Origin of the sequence: Ottowia thiooxydans DSM 14619 (genome assembly GCF_000422885.1) — a bacterium.
GTDB lineage: Bacteria > Pseudomonadota > Gammaproteobacteria > Burkholderiales > Burkholderiaceae_C > Ottowia > Ottowia thiooxydans.
Genome location: NZ_AUGX01000008.1, coordinates 426,035 through 440,843, shown reverse-complemented (window position 1 = coordinate 440,843; position 14,809 = coordinate 426,035). Strand labels below are relative to the sequence as shown.

Sequence of the window (14,809 nt, the reverse complement as noted above, 5' to 3'; positions counted from 1 at the left end):
GTCGAACGATCGCCTAGTCTTGGCTTTGGTCATTTCTATTCCTGTGAGACATTGATTTCCCTCATCGGGATGTCTTTCGAAATTAGACCAGCACAGTGCACCTACTTTTCTTTGATTCGCCACCGGAGCGCCGGCCGAAGAAAAGTAGGCAAAAGAAAGGCGACCCCAAGTCCGCGTCCCTGCGCTGCGCTCCGGGCACCCTCCGGTGCTCGGTCAAGGGGGCCGGCCATCCGGGGCGGTGCGGCAGAACTCGCTTCGTTCGCTTCGCTCTCTACTCTCAAACAACTGCCGCAAGCTAGTTCTTGAAGCAAGAGCATCTTTCAGTGCTCTTGCCCGCCCCCGGATGGCCGGCCCCTTGACCTGCGCTCCTCAGCGCGGCCTAAAGGGGTGGGATACCCACTCGGGCCATTGCTTCGCTCGGCCCTGGGGGTATTGGTCCTCCTTACGGAGAAAGAACGGCTCAAGCCTCTCAAAGAGCTAGTCTGCGCATCTGAACACCCTCTAAAAGCCTTAACCGAGAGGCGAGGGCGATCCGCTCGGTAGAATCTACCCATGCCCCAAGATCCTCAGTCGATCAACCTGACAAACCACTTCCTGATCGCGATGCCGGGCCTCGAGGACGACTCGTTCTCCAAAAGCGTGGTCTACGTCTGCGAACACAACGAGCGTGGTGCGCTTGGATTGATCATCAACAAGCCCGGCGACATCAGTCTGGCCGATCTGTTCCGGAAGGTTGATCTTCCGCTGGATCGCAAGGATCTGGTCGTACAGCCTGTTTTTCATGGCGGCCCTTTGCAAACCGAGCGCGGGTTCGTGCTGCATGAGCCGGTGCAGGTAGAAGGTATTCCACCCGAAGAGTCGCTTTATGCCTCCACGCTCACGGTGCCTGGTGGCCTGGAGATGACGAGCTCTAAAGACGTGTTGGAGGCCCTCTCCAGTGGTGGCGGCCCGAAACGCGTGCTGGTCACGCTCGGCTACTCCGCCTGGGGAGAGGGGCAACTCGAATCCGAAATTGCCGGTAATAGCTGGCTCACCGTGGATGCAGATACTGGCCTGATTTTCGATTCACCAGTGGAGCAGCGCTACGACCGCGCGCTCAAGCTGCTTGGCGTGGAAACGTGGATGCTTGCCCCTGACGCCGGACATGCATGAGGTAAGGCACCCCCTGAGTCGCCTATGGCGCCTTCCCCCTCTCTCTTCGGGAGGGAGACAACGCCAGTGGCCGGCGCAGGTCCGTCCACGGCGTTCCACTTGTGGCTTGCTCCGCAGCCGTCGGTTTGTCTCTACCGTGGTTTCGGGGGAGAAGCACGATTCGCTTGGTCGCTTGGATGCGGTGTCATCTGCAAGGGATAGCTGAATTGGATACCACCGTACCTCTCAATCACGGGAGCTTTCTGGCTTTTGACTTTGGCCTGAAGCGAACCGGTGTGGCGGTGGGAAATCGCATGCTGCGCACTGCAACGCCCCAGGCGACGGTGCGTGCTGAGGGCGATGCACGTTGGCCGCTTATTGCAGCGCGTATTGCAGAATGGCAACCCGATGCATTGGTGATTGGTGTGCCATTTCATCCTGACGGGGCCGAACATGAAAATACGGTGCGGGCTCGGCGTTTTGCCCGCCAGTTGCGCGGTCGCTTTGGCCTGACGGTTTATGAGGTGGATGAGCGTTACAGCACGACGGAAGCCCACGCCAATGGCGCGCGCGATGCGGACGCGGCGGCGGCGGCCATTATTTTGGAGCAATTCTTGAGGAGCCTTTCATGAGTTCATCGGCCCGTGTTGCCGAATCAGCGGTGGGGGCCTTGACCCTGGATGCTGAGGCCCTTTATGGCGAGTTGCTGCGCACCGTGCGTCCGTTGCTGCGCGCCGATACCAAGTTGGTGGGCATAGTCTCCGGCGGCCAATGGCTCGCAGATCGTTTACACACCGATCTGGGCCTTCCCGGCCAGCCCGGTGCGATTTCATCTGCTATGCACCGTGACGATTTTGCCAAGCGGGGTCTTGCTGCCACTGGCCAGACGTCATTGCCGTTTGAGGTAGATGGCGCGGACATTCTGCTGCTGGACGATGTGCTCTACACCGGCCGCACCATTCGGGCCGTGCTCAACGAGTTGTTTGACTATGGGCGTCCAGCTTGCGTGCGTTTGGCCGTGCTGGTGGACAGGGCAGGGCGGGAATTACCCGTCGCGGCGGAACTCGCCGCAGCCCGTCTGGCCTTGCCCAGTACACAATCGCTCGAACTCGCGCGCGAGGACGACGGTCGTTTCAGTTTCCGGATAGAAAAGATCTGACCATGCTGGCTCGAGGCAATCCGCAACTCAATAAAAACGGTGAGCTGAAACATCTGCTCTCCACCGAAGGACTTTCGCGCGACGTGCTCACGCACATCCTCGATACCGCAGGCAATTTTGTCAGCGTGAGTGATCGCGAAGTCAAGAAGGTGCCTCTTTTGCGGGGCAAGAGCGTGTTCAATTTGTTCTTTGAGAACTCCACGCGCACCCGTACCACCTTCGACATTGCCGCCACGCGCCTCTCAGCTGATGTCTATACGCTGGATATCGCGCGCTCATCCACCGCTAAGGGCGAATCCTTGCTCGATACGGTGGCCAACCTGAGTGCCATGGCGGCGGATATTTTTGTGGTGCGCCACAGCGAGAGCGGCGCGCCCTACCTGATTGCGCAGCATGTGGCGCCTCATGTGCACGTGATCAACGCTGGCGATGGTCGCCACGCGCATCCTACGCAAGCCCTGCTGGACATGTACACCATTCGGCACTACAAGAAGGACTTCAGTGGCCTGACGGTGGCCATCGTTGGTGATGTGCTGCATTCACGCGTAGCGCGTTCTGACATTCACGCCCTCACCACCCTCGGGGCCGCCGAAGTGCGTGTGGTGGGCCCCAGGACTTTGCTGCCCGCGGATTTGGCCCCCATGGGGGTGCGGGTGTGTTACTCGCTGGAAGAGGGCATCAAGGATGCAGACGTCATCATCATGCTGCGCCTGCAAAACGAGCGGATGAGTGGCGCATTGCTCCCATCCAGCCAGGAGTTTTTCCAGAATTTCGGGCTCACGGCCGAGAAGCTGCAGTGGGCCAAACCGGATGCCATCGTCATGCACCCTGGACCCATCAATCGAGGTGTGGAGATCGACTCAGCCGTGGTCGATGGCGCGCAAAGCGTGATCTTGCCGCAAGTCACTTTTGGCATTGCGGTGCGCATGGCCGTGATGAGCATTGTGGCCGGAGCATGAGAACTCCCTTGGGCCACCTGCCGATGGACCAAGCCAGCGTCCGCGCGCTGTTGGCCTTGAATGTTCGCCGCGCCTGCTCTAACTGACCATCGTTTTACCTATACATCATGAAGATCCTGATCCAGCATGGCCGTGTGATCGACCCGGCCTCGGGCCGAGACGAAACGGCCGACGTGGCGATCGCCGATGGTCGCATTCTCGCGATTGGCGGTGTGGCGAACGATTTCAATCCTGATCGCACCATCGACGCGCGCGGCTGTGTGGTGGCGCCGGGCTTGCTCGATCTGGCGGCGCGCCTGCGTGAACCTGGCCATGAACACGCCCACATGCTGGAAAGCGAGATGGGTGCAGCCGTGGCGGGCGGTGTCACCAGCGTGGTTTGTCTGCCCGACACCGATCCCGTGCTAGATGAGCCAGGTTTGGTGGAGATGCTCAAGATGCGCGCCGAAAGGCTTCATCAGGCACGCTTGCTCCCCCTGGGTGCTTTAACGCGCGGCCTCAAGGGCGAAACCCTTACCGAACTGGTGCAACTGACTGATGCCGGCTGCGTTGCCTTCAGTCAAGCGGATTCTCCGATTGTCAACACACAGGTATTGCAGCGCGCGCTCCAATACGCTGCGACCTTTGGCTATTCCGTGTGGCTGCGACCGCAGGACGCGTGGCTTGGCAACGGCGTCGCTGCCAGCGGCCCCCTGGCCACCCGCATGGGATTGGCAGGTGTACCTGTCATGGCTGAGACGATCGCGCTGCACACCTTGTTTGAAATCGTTCGCGGTATGCAAGGCTCTGGTTTGCACCTCCACCTTTGCCGGATTTCCAGCGCGGCGGGGGTTGAGTTGGTGCGCCGCGCCAAAGCAGATGGCTTGGCTGTCACGGCCGATGTCAGCATCAACTCACTGCATCTGACCGATCTCGACATCGGCTACTACGACAGTGCAGCACGGCTATCACCTCCGCTGCGCCAGCAGCGCGACCGCGATGCGTTGCGTGCCGGTCTTGCGGACGGCACCATTGATGCACTGGTATCAGACCACACACCCGTGGACACGGATACCAAGACCTTGCCGTTCGCGGAAGCTGAGCCGGGTGCGACGGGGCTTGAGTTGCTGCTGCCTTTGGCTCTGAAATGGGCTGAAGACGGCGCTGGCCTGATGCGTGCGCTGGCGACCATGACCAGCGCTCCGGCTCGCATCCTCGGACGTGCCCTTAGCGGCCCGCAAGACAGCTGCGGGCAACTGAAAGTAGGCGGCGTGGCGGACGTGTGTGTCTTTGATCCCCAGGAGCAGTGGGAACTTACCCCGGAGGCCTTGCGCAGCCAGGGCAAACATACCCCGTTCATGGGCTATCAGCTCAATGGGCGCGTGCGCGCTACCTTGGTCGGGGGCCATGTGGCATTCGAGCGCCAAGACTCTTTAGCCGGCCTCAGCCAGTAATCCAGTGAAGCTGTTCACGGCGGTCTGGCTGGTGCTGCGCGGGACGCTGCACGTATTCGGCGGCTACTTCACGATTCGCTTTCGGTTTTCCAGGCTATCCCGGATCGAGCGGGAGGCTTGCGTAGTGGATTGGGCGCGGGGGTTGCTGCGGATCTGGCGAATCGATCTGGAGGTGCGCGGCGCACCGCCCAGTCATGGGCCTGTGCTCCTGGTATCCAATCACATCTCCTGGCTGGATATTGTGGTCATTCACGCGGCCCGTTACTGCCGCTTCGTATCCAAGGCAGACATCAAGGCTTGGCCGCTCATCGGCGCGTTGGCCACGGGAGCGGGTACTTTGTATATCACGCGCGAGTCGCGCCGCGATGCATTGCGCACGGTCCACCGCATGGCTGATGCGCTGAAAGCAGGCGAGGTGCTAGCGGTGTTTCCCGAGGGCACTACCAGTAACGGCTTGGCGCTGCTGCCGTTTCATGCCAATTTACTGCAAGCGGCCATCTCCTCAGGCGCTCCTGTTCAACCAATGGCACTTCAATTCGTTGACAAAGTGACCGGGGAGATCAGTCTGGCGCCTTGCTATGTGGGTGATGAAACTTTGGTGGGCTCGATCTGGCGCACGCTCACTACGCCTGGGATACGGGCGGTGGTCAGTTTTGGGGAGCCGCAGTTGCCTGAGTTGAGGGAGCGCAGGGAGTGGGCGGGGGAGTTGCGGCAGGCGGTGGATGCGCTTAGAACGTATTAGCGAGTGCCGTTTTACTCCCTCTCCTACTCTTTCTCCCTCTCCCCCTGGGAGAGGGTTGGGGCGGCCGGCTGCGGCGTGAGGGCAAGCGGCGGTTGATTAAGCGCTACGTTGCTAATTGCCTTCTGCTTTTTCCTCAAGGTCGGAGGCCGGGATTGCCCCCGGCAGTGCACCTACGTTTCTTTGCTCCGCCAAAGAAATGTAGGCCAAAGAAAGGCGGCCCCACCGGACGCGTCCCTGCGCTTCGCTCCGGGCAACTTGCGATGCTCGTTCGAGGGGCGGTGCGGCAGAACTCCCTTCGTTCGCTTCGCTCTCTTCGGTCAAACAGCTGCCGCAAGTCAGTTCACGAAGCAAGAGCATCTTTCAGTGCTCTTGCACGCCCCTCGCCCTGCGCTTCTCAGCGCGGCCAGAGGGGTGGGATACCCATTCGGGCCATTGCTGCGCTCGGCCTTCGGGTTATTGGTCTTTCCCCTATTGGGGGAAAGAAAAGCGGAGACGCTGAAAGGCCTGGCACTAAAGCCAGAACTCAAGCCGGCGCGCCGTTTTCCGGCGCGAATGTCACCACATGGTCAACCTCAGGCCGGATTCCAATCCACTCGCCCATTTGGTGGTCGTGGTGGCTGGGTACGTGGGCCATCACCACTTCACCGCTGACCAAGCGCAGGGTGTAGAGAAACTCCGAGCCACGAAATGCCTTGCGAATAATGACGGCTTTCACAGGGGAGAGGTCGTCGTGCACGATGTCATCTGCTCGCAAAAGGATGTCGCAGCGGCCGTCGGGGTAGGCATCAGGCACCGGGCAATCCGTCAGGTTTTTCAGCTCACCAAGGGGCGTTTCAACCAGGGCGCTGCCATTCATCTGACGAATACGCGCGGGCACAAACACGCCATGGCCTATGAAATCGGCTACGAAGCGTGTGGCTGGGCGGTGGTAGAGCGAATAGGCGTCATCCCACTGGTGCAGCCGCCCCTCATGCATGACACCGATCTGATCACCAATGGCGAACGCCTCCAACTGGTCATGGGTGACAAACAGCGCGGTGGCGCGTGCGGCCTTCAAGATACCGCGCAATTCTTGCGCGAGGCGTTCGCGCAGGTCTACGTCCAGATTGGAGAAGGGCTCATCCAGGAGCAGCAGCCGTGGACTGGGCGCCATGGCGCGAGCCAGTGCAACGCGTTGTTGCTGACCCCCTGACAACTCATGTGGGAAGCGGCCTTCACTGCCCGCCAGATCGACCAGCGCCAGAACTTCCGTGACACGGGCTCTGCGTGCGGCCGCTGACAAGTGCTTCAACCCGAAGGCCACATTGCGTTCCACATCCAGATGGGGAAAGAGGGCGTAATCTTGAAACACCATGCCGATGCGGCGCTGCTCGGGCGGCATGTGCACACCCTCACCACTGACGATTTCATCGCCGATAAGGATCTTGCCGCCGCTGGCGCGCTCCAGCCCAGCTACAGCGCGCAACAGGGTGGTTTTGCCGCACCCCGAGGGGCCGATCAAAACGCCAATATCGCCGGCAGCCAGTCCGAGCGAAGCCCTTTGTACAGCCGGGCGCTCCCGGCCAGGGTAGCGCGCTTCAAGTTGTTCAACCTCTAGAAACATGGCGGATTGTAGATGCGTACAATTTCCGGGGTGCTTGCCGTTATCCTCGGAACACGTTCCTGGATCGTAAATACGTTCTGACGGTATGTAGTGCCATTTTCTCTCCGCGCAAGCGGTTAGCTGCCGTTTCCAAGCCCTTTTCCGTGCGCGCGATCAAATTTCTCCTGTTGTTACTCATCACTTTGCTGCTGGTGCTCCCTGTGCTGGCCGTGGTGGCATCCTGGGCGAACTGGAATGAAACGAGTCTGGGGATTCTGCGTGAGATGGCGGCCACGGTGTTGCCGGAATACGTGCTCTCCACACTGGGCTTGTTATTGATGGTGGGGGTTGGCGCGGTGGCAGTGGGCGTACCGGCGGCAGTGCTTGTGACCGTGTTCGATTTTTCCGGGCGCCGCAGTTTTGAATGGTTGATGCTGCTGCCCCTGGCCATGCCGGCTTACGTCACGGCCTATGCGTATACCGATTTCCTGCAGTTCGCGGGTCCCTTCCAGACTTGGTTGCGCGCCACGTTCGGGCTCGAAGGCCGGGTGTTTCCCGAGGTGCGAAGCCTTTGGGGCGCCGCCTGGGTGTTTTCGTTTTCGCTCTATCCCTATGTCTATCTGCTTGCCCGAACCGCGCTGACCGAGCGCGCGCCGCAATTGATGGAGGCGGCGCGGCTCCTGGGAGCCTCTCTTCCGCGTCGCTTGCGCGAAGTGGCGCTACCCCTGGCACGCCCGGCTATTGCCGCTGGCACTGCCTTGGCCTTGATGGAGGTCCTGGCGGATTTCGGGGTGGTCAGCTACTTCGGCGTGCAAACCTTTACCGCCGGTATCTACAAAGCTTGGCTTTCCATGGACAACCGCATTGCCGCAGCGCAGCTCGCCACAGGCCTGCTCGCGTTCGTGGTGGTCGTGTTGTGGATAGAGCAGCGAGCGCAGAAACGGATGCGATTTGCCGGTAGCGCGACCTCGCGCGCTTCCTCCAATGAGGCGCGGCCGATCTTGCTCACGGGCTCACGCCTGGCGTTGGCATGGGTGCTTTGTACCTTGCCGGTGCTGATGGGGTTCTTGTTGCCCGTCGCCTTCATGCTCAGGCCTCTGGCCGCTGATTGGTCAGTACTTCCCTGGGATCGATTTCTGGTTTGGACCTGGAACAGCATTCGCTTGGGAGGCATCACGGCCGTGCTGGCGGTGGCGGTGGCGCTGCTGCTGGCCGCCAGTGTCCGCCGTGCCCCGGGCATACTGACGCGCGCCGCGGTGCAAATCGCCTCGCTTGGCTACGCCGTGCCGGGCGCGGTGATCGTGGTGGGCCTGCTGCTGCCGGTAGGCTGGTTGCAGGCGACATGGCCCGAAGCGCGTGTGGGTTATTTTGTGACCGCCACCGTACTGGGTCTGCTGTGGGCCTATTTGGTGCGCTTTTCGTCGGTGGCATTGCAATCGGTGCAAAGTGGCTACGCACGCCTTCCTATGAGCCTGGATGAATCGGCACGCATGCTGGGCGCCGGGCCGCTGCGCATGCTGACGGGCGTCCATTGGCCGCTGCTACGCCGCGCAGGTCTTGCAGCCGCCTTGCTGGTGTTTGTTGATGTGATGAAGGAGCTGCCTGCAACGATTGTGCTGCGCCCATTTAACTCCGACACGCTGGCCGTCGTGGCTTATCAGCTGGCACGTGATGAGCGCCTGGGAGAAGCCGCCTTGCCTTCGCTGGCGCTGGTGGCCGTGGGTCTGCTGCCAGTCATTTTTCTCAGCAGGACGCTTCGAAAAAAATCCTAAAAGACACCAGGTGCCTGTTTAAAGGGCTGGTGTGCCGGGGACGCTTCAGATATTCTTGATCCTGCGCAAGGGTGGCTAAAGCGATGTGCCATCCAATATCGAATCTAAAAGTCCCATTGACCGCATTAGTAGTAGGTTCCAAGCGGCCAAATAACCACTCACTCAAGGTGCTTCGATGAGCTTTTCTTGTCAGAAGGTGACCCTATGCTCACGATCAGTCCTTCCTGAGACGTGCCGAGCTTTCGCTTCTAAACTCAAATGAAATCAGACGCCGAGTTGCGTGCTGCAGCGGCCTTGTTTCGGGTCATGTCTGCGCCAATGCGTCTGAAAATCGTCAATGCGCTCTGTTATGGCGAAAAAAATGTGGGCGAGCTTCTTAGCCTCATTCCCACGACCCAGCCCAACATGAGCCAGCACCTCAATAGTCTCTACAAGGCTGGTGTGCTTGGAAAGCGGCGCGAGGGGGTGCTGATCTATTACAGGATCGACAACGAACGCGTGGTTTCGTTGTGCAGGGCCATTTGCGCCGAAGTCGCTGAGAGCGTGGCGTCCCACTGAAGTTCCTGGAAATCCTCCTGGGGCCAATACCCTTTATTCGGCCCTGAGCGGTCAGCACTCTTCGCTCAAAAGTCGCTTATGCGGAAATCAGGGAAATTTCCTATTTAAGCGCATATAAGTCTCGCTATCATCAGACTTGTTTACATATAAGAATGCGCTTGGTTTTTGTACAGAGCGCCCCGCTAACCACGACCGGAGGTACGTCCCCATGTCTGCTTCACTCGCCCGTTTGGCCGCAGCCGCGCTATTGCTGGCCGGCTCCATTGCCAACGCCCAAACCGATCCCCTCCAAGTACGTAGTTGGGCGGCAGCGTGTGCCAGCTGCCATGGCACCAATGGCCAGGCACAACCTGGCAATGAACCCTTGGCCGGCGCCAACAAGGACGAGATGCTCAAAAAGCTGCTGGATTTCAAGAGTGGCGCCAAGCCCGCCACCATCATGCATCAGCTCAGCAAAGGCTACTCTGACGAGCAGCTTGCAGCGATTGCAGCCTGGTTCGCGGCTCAGAAAAAATAAAGGGGAAGTCTCATGGATCGTCGTCAATTCATTCGAGCCACGTCGGTGGCGTCGGCATCGGCTTCTGCGGCCGTTGCGGTATCCGGTTGCGCTTCCGTGGGCGGTGGCAGCGGTGGAAAAGTCGTTGTGGTCGGCGGTGGCTACGGTGGCGCCACCGTAGCCAAGTACTTGCGGATGTGGTCAGAAGGCCGCATAGAAGTTACCTTGGTGGAACCCGCTGAAGCTTTTGTTTCCTGCCCCATTTCCAATCTGGTTCTGGGCGGTAGCAAGCAGATCGCCGATGTGACTGTGCCTTACGACAATCTGGCCCGCCGCCATGGCGTGAAGCTGGTGCGCAGCCGCGCCGCAGGCATTGATGCCGACAAGCGCCAGGTACGTCTGGCCGATGGCAGTACGTTGAGCTATGACCGGCTCGTGCTTTCGCCAGGGGTTGATTTCATGTGGGATCAATTGCCCGGTATGAGCAAGCCCGGCGCGCAAGAGCGTGTGCTGCATGCCTGGAAGGCGGGAGCTCAGACAGTGGCGTTGCGCCGTCAGCTCGAAGCCATGCCTGATGGCGGTGTGTATGCGCTGAGCATTCCGCTGGCCCCGTATCGCTGCCCACCCGGCCCCTACGAACGTGCGTGCCAGGTGGCACACTACTTCAGCAAGGCAAAGCCAAAATCCAAGGTCTTGATTCTTGATGCCAATGACGATGTCACCTCTAAAGGGCCTCTGTTCAAGAAGGCTTGGGCAGAGCGCTATAAAGGCATCATCGAATACCGTCCCAAGCACGTGGCCACTGATGTCGATGCGGCCACTGGTACGCTCAAGTTCGAATTCAACGATGACGTCAAGGCGCAGGTCCTGAACGTTGTACCTCCCATGCGCGCAGGCGATATTGCCCACAACGCGGGTTTGACGACCGCCAACAAGCGTTGGTGCGAGGTTGATTGGCTCACCATGGAATCCAAGGCGGCCAAGAATATCCATATCCTGGGAGATTCGCTGCAGGTCGCGCCCGGTATGCCCAAATCTGGTCACATGGCCAACCAGCACGGTAAAGTCGCCGCGGCGGCCATCGTCGCGCTGCTGTCAGGGCGCGCACCCAATGCGCTGCCGATCTACAACAACACTTGCTACAGTTTTGTGAGCGATACCGATGTCGTGCACGTGGCCAGCGTGCATAGATACGAAGAAGCCCAGAAGACCATGGTTCCGGTGCCAAACTCTGGAGGCGTTTCCGTAGCCGCCAGTGAGCTGGAAGGGCGCTACGCTATGGCCTGGGCACGCAACATCTGGGCTGACAGCCTTGCTTGATAGGCTCCCCCCTGAGGCGCTGTCGCGCCTTCCCCCCAGGGGGACACCACCAGCGGCCGGGCAAAGCCCGCTCCGCGGTAGTTCGCGGATGGCCTGCTCCGCGGCCTTTTGAATTGACGCGGGGGCTTCCTCTTCGGGTTCACTGCCGTAGTCGGGTGGTGAGGCTTTTGCATGCGGGCGCGCTGCGCCCCCACGCCTCTGGACACTGCCAGCGGGCTGGCCGAGCCCGCTCTGCGGTAGTTTGCGGATGGTCTGCTCCGCGGCCTTTTAAGATGGCTTGCATTACGGAGGTTTGAAATGGGGCAGAAGCGTTCTTTTTGGGGCCATCGCCATGCTTGGCTGGGGTGTCTTTCACGTTCTGCTGCGCTGACGCTGGCGCTTTTGGCATCGACCGGTGTTGCTCACGCGCAAGCGGACGAGGCGCGGGCCAAGCAGATCATTGGGGGGTCCTGCTTTCTTTGCCATGGGCCCGATGGGGAGTCGGCCAGTGAGGTGTTTCCTCGGCTAGCTGCGCAGAATGCGGAGTACATCGCCAAGCAGTTAGACAACTTCAAAAGCGGCAAGCGTAAGAGCAGCGCTATGGCCAGCATGGTGACTAATCTTTCGCCTGACGACATGGCTGCACTGGGCCGGTTTTACGCCAGCCGTCCAGCGCATCAGGAGGCGGCCAAAGACCCAGAGTTGGCGAAGCACGGGCAATATCTCTTCGATGTGGGCAATAAGCTCAGCGGGGTTCCCGCATGTGCCAGCTGTCATGGAAAAGACGCTGCAGGCAGTGCGGCGCTGCCGCGTCTGGCGGGTCAGCACTCGGCCTACACACTAGCGCAGCTGAAGCAATTCAATAAGCGTGAACGTACTAACGACAATGCGGTGATGCACAGCGTGGTCGAGAAAATGACTGCTCTGGAGATGGCGGCGGTGTCGGAGTACCTGAGCGGCAAGTAGGCGGCTTATGGAGCCACCTGAACCACCATCGGTGCTTTCTGTGAAGTTGCGTGCGTAGTGTGAACAGGCTCGCCGATCAGTTTTTCCATCAAGCCACCTCCTACCCACATGCCCAGCAGGGCTAGCCACGCGGTCAGTGAGAAGATGGCTCCTCCCGTCATTCCTGCGCCCACCGCACAGCCACCTGCCAGCATGGAACCGAAGCCCATCGCTATGGCTCCGCAGATATAGCGGGCCATGCTGCGGCCGTTGCTGAACCCTTCAATTTTTAGCTCACCCCCGCGCCAAGCAGCCAGAAAGGCTCCGGCAAACACACCCGGAAGCAGGCCGAAGTCAAACCCTATGGGGGGCGCGGGCTGGGAAAGCACCCGCATCAACCACTCTGCGGAAGGCCCGCTGAAGGTCAGTCCCTGGACCTGCACAACGTCGAAGCCGGCCTGCGAAACCTCGTAGGTGAACCACCAGGCGAGCGCCACGCTGAGTCCTGTGCCCATGGCGCCTAGCCACATCCACGGCTTATAAGCTACGCGGCGCCCAAAGCCTATGGCCACCGCCAACCACAGAAAACCCAGTGCCAGTCCTGCCCAGGGCGTTATTCCCATGACCGCCAGCAAGTCTCTTGCGGCACCGCCTTCGACCGTCCATAAGCCGCTCAAGGTGAGGCGCAGGGGAGCTAGCGCACCCGAAAGCGCCGCCTGTGCGGTGACCGCAAACACCAGGCCTGAAAGGAGGGCGCGCAGATTGCCACCGGCTGACAGCACGAGCAAGCGGCTGGCACAACCGCGGGTCATGATCATTCCGGCGCCGAACAACAGGCCTCCTATCAACGAGCCGGACAAACTACCGCGATTAGCCAGTTGCCGTGCGCCGCTCACATCCAGCCACCCCAGAGCCACCAAGGCCTGCACTAGCACCACGGCCGTGGAAAAGGCGAGCAACCAGACAGACAGCTTTTCACCAAACTTGGCGTGCCAGAATTCGATAACGGCAGCACGAAGGCAAAAGCGTGAGCGAAATGCCAGAAAGCCAAAGAGTGCGCCGATGAGCGCGCCACCGACGGCCAGGATCAGGCCTGTGCCAAATCGGTCAACCAAACTTGCCAGATCAGGCATCATCTTGAATAATTCAGTGAAGACTTATAAATATAGGATGCAAGATGGCCCGCGACATTGACCGACGTCAACTTTTGAGACGTTGCGCGTGCACCGCTTTGACTGCTGGCATGGGAAGCGCATGGATGCGCTATGCGGAGGCCGCGTCTGAGTCTTCGGCCATCGCCATGGTGCCGAAGGAAGTTGCACCCAACTGCTGGTACGTCGAAGGAGTCTCTGCGCTGGGCTCGCCGGCCAATCAGAACTTCATTTCCAATGCCGGCTTCATCGTCACCAGCGCTGGGGTGGTCGTGGTCGATGCGCTGGGCTCGCCTGCCTTGGCAGAGCGTCTCCTGGGCGAGATCAAGAAAATCACCTCCAAGCCTGTCACGCACGTGGTCGTCACGCACTACCACGCGGATCACGTCTACGGCTTGCAGGTATTCCAGGCGGCGGGCGCACGCGTGATCGCTCACAAAGCCGGGCGCGAATATCTCTACTCAGACACAGCTCGCCTCCGTCTTGAAGCTTCACGTGAAGAATTGGCTCCGTGGGTTGATGCGAAGACGAAATTGATAGAGGCCACTGAATGGATAGATGAATCCCGGCCACTGCAGGTGGGCGACACGAAATTTTTGATTCAGCCGGTCGGACCAGCTCACACGCCAGAAGATCTGGCGCTTTTTGTGCCTGCGGCCAAGGTCTTGTATGTGGGCGATCTGGTGTTTCGTGGTCGAATCCCCTTCGTGGGGCAAGCTGACAGTCGCAACTGGATCGCGGCGTTAGGTCAATTGCTCAAATTCGACGCGGCGGTGGTCGTTCCCGGTCATGGCCCTGCTTCTACTCAAGCTCGGCAAGACATGGAGTTGACGCGCAATTACCTCGTATACCTTCGCAAGGTCATGGGTGAGGCTGCCCAAGACATGACTCCGTTCGACGAAGCGTATAAGGCCGTCGACTGGACAGCGTTCGAGCATCTGCCCTTGTTTGGCGCGGCCAATCGTATGAACGCCTACAACACCTACCTGCTGATGGAACACGAGAAATGATCCGTCGCAAGCAGTTTTTGCAGTGGCTAGGGAGCTTTGGCTTGGTGGGCGCCGCACAGGCTGCACCCAAGCAACTGCCTCTTTCGAACTCTCTGCCTGATGAGTTGGCGCGGGCACTGATGGCTCGCCAGCCGCTTCTTGTCATGATCAGCCTGCATGGCTGCCCTTGGTGCATGCTGGTGCGGGAAAACTACCTGGCTCCCATGCGTGAGCAAGATGGCCTGCATGTGGTTCAGATCGATATGCAAAGCAGTCGAGTCACGCGCACACCAGCGGGTGTGCCCACCACGCATGGCGCTTTGGTGCGTGAGTGGGGCGTGAAGCTCGCTCCCACGGTTTTGTTTCTCGGTGCTGCCGGTAAGGAGGTGGCCGAACGGTTACCGGGCGGGTCATCGGATTTCTACGGTGCTTACCTTGACGAGCGGCTGGTTCAGGCTAGGAGGCTGTCGGACTTGGAGCGCCGATAGCGAAAATGGGCCCCAGCGAGGACAGTTTTCACGGGATTTGCAGGCCCATAGCCTAGCTATGGGTCAAAAAGACCGTGAAAAATGGACCGCTGCGGCCCATTTGCA

General features: G+C 60.0%; 15 protein-coding genes. 13 read left to right on the top strand and 2 right to left on the bottom strand.

The window, feature by feature from the left end; translation table 11 throughout:
• Window positions 1–552: 552 nt before the first annotated feature.
• From G518_RS0105835 to G518_RS0105810, 6 genes are all read left to right on the top strand, one after another.
• Window positions 553–1,152 (top strand): YqgE/AlgH family protein, encoded by a 600-nt coding sequence (locus G518_RS0105835; protein WP_028601734.1) that lies wholly within the window; start codon window positions 553–555, stop codon window positions 1,150–1,152.
• Between the two features lie 176 nt (window positions 1,153–1,328).
• Window positions 1,329–1,763: a Holliday junction resolvase RuvX gene (ruvX, locus tag G518_RS0105830; RefSeq protein ID WP_051236081.1), complete on the top strand. Its 435-nt coding sequence runs from the start codon at window positions 1,329–1,331 to the stop codon at window positions 1,761–1,763.
• Entirely contained in the window at window positions 1,760–2,290 is a 531-nt protein-coding gene (gene pyrR, locus G518_RS0105825; protein WP_036593622.1) for a bifunctional pyr operon transcriptional regulator/uracil phosphoribosyltransferase PyrR, read from the top strand. The genes ruvX and pyrR overlap by 4 nt, the downstream gene beginning before the upstream one ends.
• 2 nt (window positions 2,291–2,292) lie before the next feature.
• Window positions 2,293–3,249 (top strand): aspartate carbamoyltransferase catalytic subunit, encoded by a 957-nt coding sequence (locus tag G518_RS0105820; protein WP_028601731.1) that lies wholly within the window; start codon window positions 2,293–2,295, stop codon window positions 3,247–3,249.
• A 107-nt stretch (window positions 3,250–3,356) separates the two neighbouring features.
• On the top strand, window positions 3,357–4,682 hold the full coding sequence (locus G518_RS0105815) for a dihydroorotase (RefSeq protein WP_028601730.1): 1,326 nt from the start codon (window positions 3,357–3,359) through the stop codon (window positions 4,680–4,682).
• 4 nt (window positions 4,683–4,686) lie between these two features.
• A complete protein-coding gene (locus G518_RS0105810) occupies window positions 4,687–5,424 on the top strand; it encodes a lysophospholipid acyltransferase family protein (protein ID WP_028601729.1) in 738 nt (245 codons plus the stop codon).
• A 523-nt stretch (window positions 5,425–5,947) separates the two neighbouring features.
• On the opposite strand, the gene G518_RS0105800 is transcribed toward G518_RS0105810, so the two are convergent.
• Window positions 5,948–7,027, bottom strand: a complete 1,080-nt coding sequence (locus tag G518_RS0105800; RefSeq protein ID WP_028601727.1) for an ABC transporter ATP-binding protein — start codon at window positions 7,025–7,027, stop codon at window positions 5,948–5,950.
• Between the two features lie 143 nt (window positions 7,028–7,170).
• Here G518_RS0105800 and G518_RS0105795 point away from each other — a divergent pair, with 143 nt between their 5' ends.
• The 5 genes from G518_RS0105795 to G518_RS0105775 all read left to right on the top strand — a co-directional run bounded on the left by G518_RS0105795 (window position 7,171) and on the right by G518_RS0105775 (window position 12,097).
• On the top strand, window positions 7,171–8,778 hold the full coding sequence (locus tag G518_RS0105795) for an ABC transporter permease (RefSeq protein ID WP_028601726.1): 1,608 nt from the start codon (window positions 7,171–7,173) through the stop codon (window positions 8,776–8,778).
• A gap of 258 nt (window positions 8,779–9,036) precedes the next feature.
• Window positions 9,037–9,336, top strand: coding sequence for an ArsR/SmtB family transcription factor (locus tag G518_RS0105790; protein ID WP_028601725.1), 300 nt, complete (start codon window positions 9,037–9,039; stop codon window positions 9,334–9,336).
• Between the two features lie 208 nt (window positions 9,337–9,544).
• Window positions 9,545–9,853, top strand: a complete 309-nt coding sequence (locus G518_RS0105785) for a c-type cytochrome (protein WP_028601724.1) — start codon at window positions 9,545–9,547, stop codon at window positions 9,851–9,853.
• Window positions 9,854–9,865: 12 nt separating this feature from the next.
• Window positions 9,866–11,152, top strand: coding sequence for an NAD(P)/FAD-dependent oxidoreductase (locus G518_RS0105780; protein WP_028601723.1), 1,287 nt, complete (start codon window positions 9,866–9,868; stop codon window positions 11,150–11,152).
• A gap of 297 nt (window positions 11,153–11,449) precedes the next feature.
• The gene (locus G518_RS0105775) at window positions 11,450–12,097 is read left to right on the top strand and encodes a c-type cytochrome (protein ID WP_084651499.1); all 648 of its coding nucleotides are present in this window, start codon (window positions 11,450–11,452) and stop codon (window positions 12,095–12,097) included.
• Between the two features lie 5 nt (window positions 12,098–12,102).
• On the opposite strand, the gene G518_RS0105770 is transcribed toward G518_RS0105775, so the two are convergent.
• Window positions 12,103–13,209, bottom strand: coding sequence for a YeeE/YedE family protein (locus G518_RS0105770; protein ID WP_051236100.1), 1,107 nt, complete (start codon window positions 13,207–13,209; stop codon window positions 12,103–12,105).
• 110 nt (window positions 13,210–13,319) lie between these two features.
• On the opposite strand from G518_RS0105770, the gene G518_RS0105765 reads away from it, so the two are divergent.
• Both G518_RS0105765 and G518_RS0105760 read left to right on the top strand, forming a co-directional pair.
• A complete protein-coding gene (locus G518_RS0105765) occupies window positions 13,320–14,237 on the top strand; it encodes an MBL fold metallo-hydrolase (RefSeq protein ID WP_036593621.1) in 918 nt (305 codons plus the stop codon).
• Entirely contained in the window at window positions 14,234–14,704 is a 471-nt protein-coding gene (locus tag G518_RS0105760) for a thioredoxin domain-containing protein (RefSeq protein WP_028601719.1), read from the top strand. Before G518_RS0105765 ends, G518_RS0105760 begins: the two co-directional genes overlap by 4 nt.
• Window positions 14,705–14,809: the final 105 nt, after the last annotated feature.

Coding starts and splice junctions, on each gene's coding strand:
- G518_RS0105780 (WP_028601723.1), top strand. CDS start 9,866: ATGGATCGTCGTCAATTCATTCGAGCCACGTCGGTGGCGTCGGCATCG.
- G518_RS0105770 (WP_051236100.1), bottom strand. CDS start 13,209: ATGCCTGATCTGGCAAGTTTGGTTGACCGATTTGGCACAGGCCTGATC.
- G518_RS0105815 (WP_028601730.1), top strand. CDS start 3,357: ATGAAGATCCTGATCCAGCATGGCCGTGTGATCGACCCGGCCTCGGGC.
- G518_RS0105800 (WP_028601727.1), bottom strand. CDS start 7,027: ATGTTTCTAGAGGTTGAACAACTTGAAGCGCGCTACCCTGGCCGGGAG.
- G518_RS0105775 (WP_084651499.1), top strand. CDS start 11,450: ATGGGGCAGAAGCGTTCTTTTTGGGGCCATCGCCATGCTTGGCTGGGG.
- G518_RS0105785 (WP_028601724.1), top strand. CDS start 9,545: ATGTCTGCTTCACTCGCCCGTTTGGCCGCAGCCGCGCTATTGCTGGCC.
- pyrR (WP_036593622.1), top strand. CDS start 1,760: ATGAGTTCATCGGCCCGTGTTGCCGAATCAGCGGTGGGGGCCTTGACC.
- G518_RS0105820 (WP_028601731.1), top strand. CDS start 2,293: ATGCTGGCTCGAGGCAATCCGCAACTCAATAAAAACGGTGAGCTGAAA.
- G518_RS0105790 (WP_028601725.1), top strand. CDS start 9,037: ATGAAATCAGACGCCGAGTTGCGTGCTGCAGCGGCCTTGTTTCGGGTC.
- G518_RS0105765 (WP_036593621.1), top strand. CDS start 13,320: ATGGGAAGCGCATGGATGCGCTATGCGGAGGCCGCGTCTGAGTCTTCG.
- G518_RS0105760 (WP_028601719.1), top strand. CDS start 14,234: ATGATCCGTCGCAAGCAGTTTTTGCAGTGGCTAGGGAGCTTTGGCTTG.
- ruvX (WP_051236081.1), top strand. CDS start 1,329: ATGCGGTGTCATCTGCAAGGGATAGCTGAATTGGATACCACCGTACCT.
- G518_RS0105835 (WP_028601734.1), top strand. CDS start 553: ATGCCCCAAGATCCTCAGTCGATCAACCTGACAAACCACTTCCTGATC.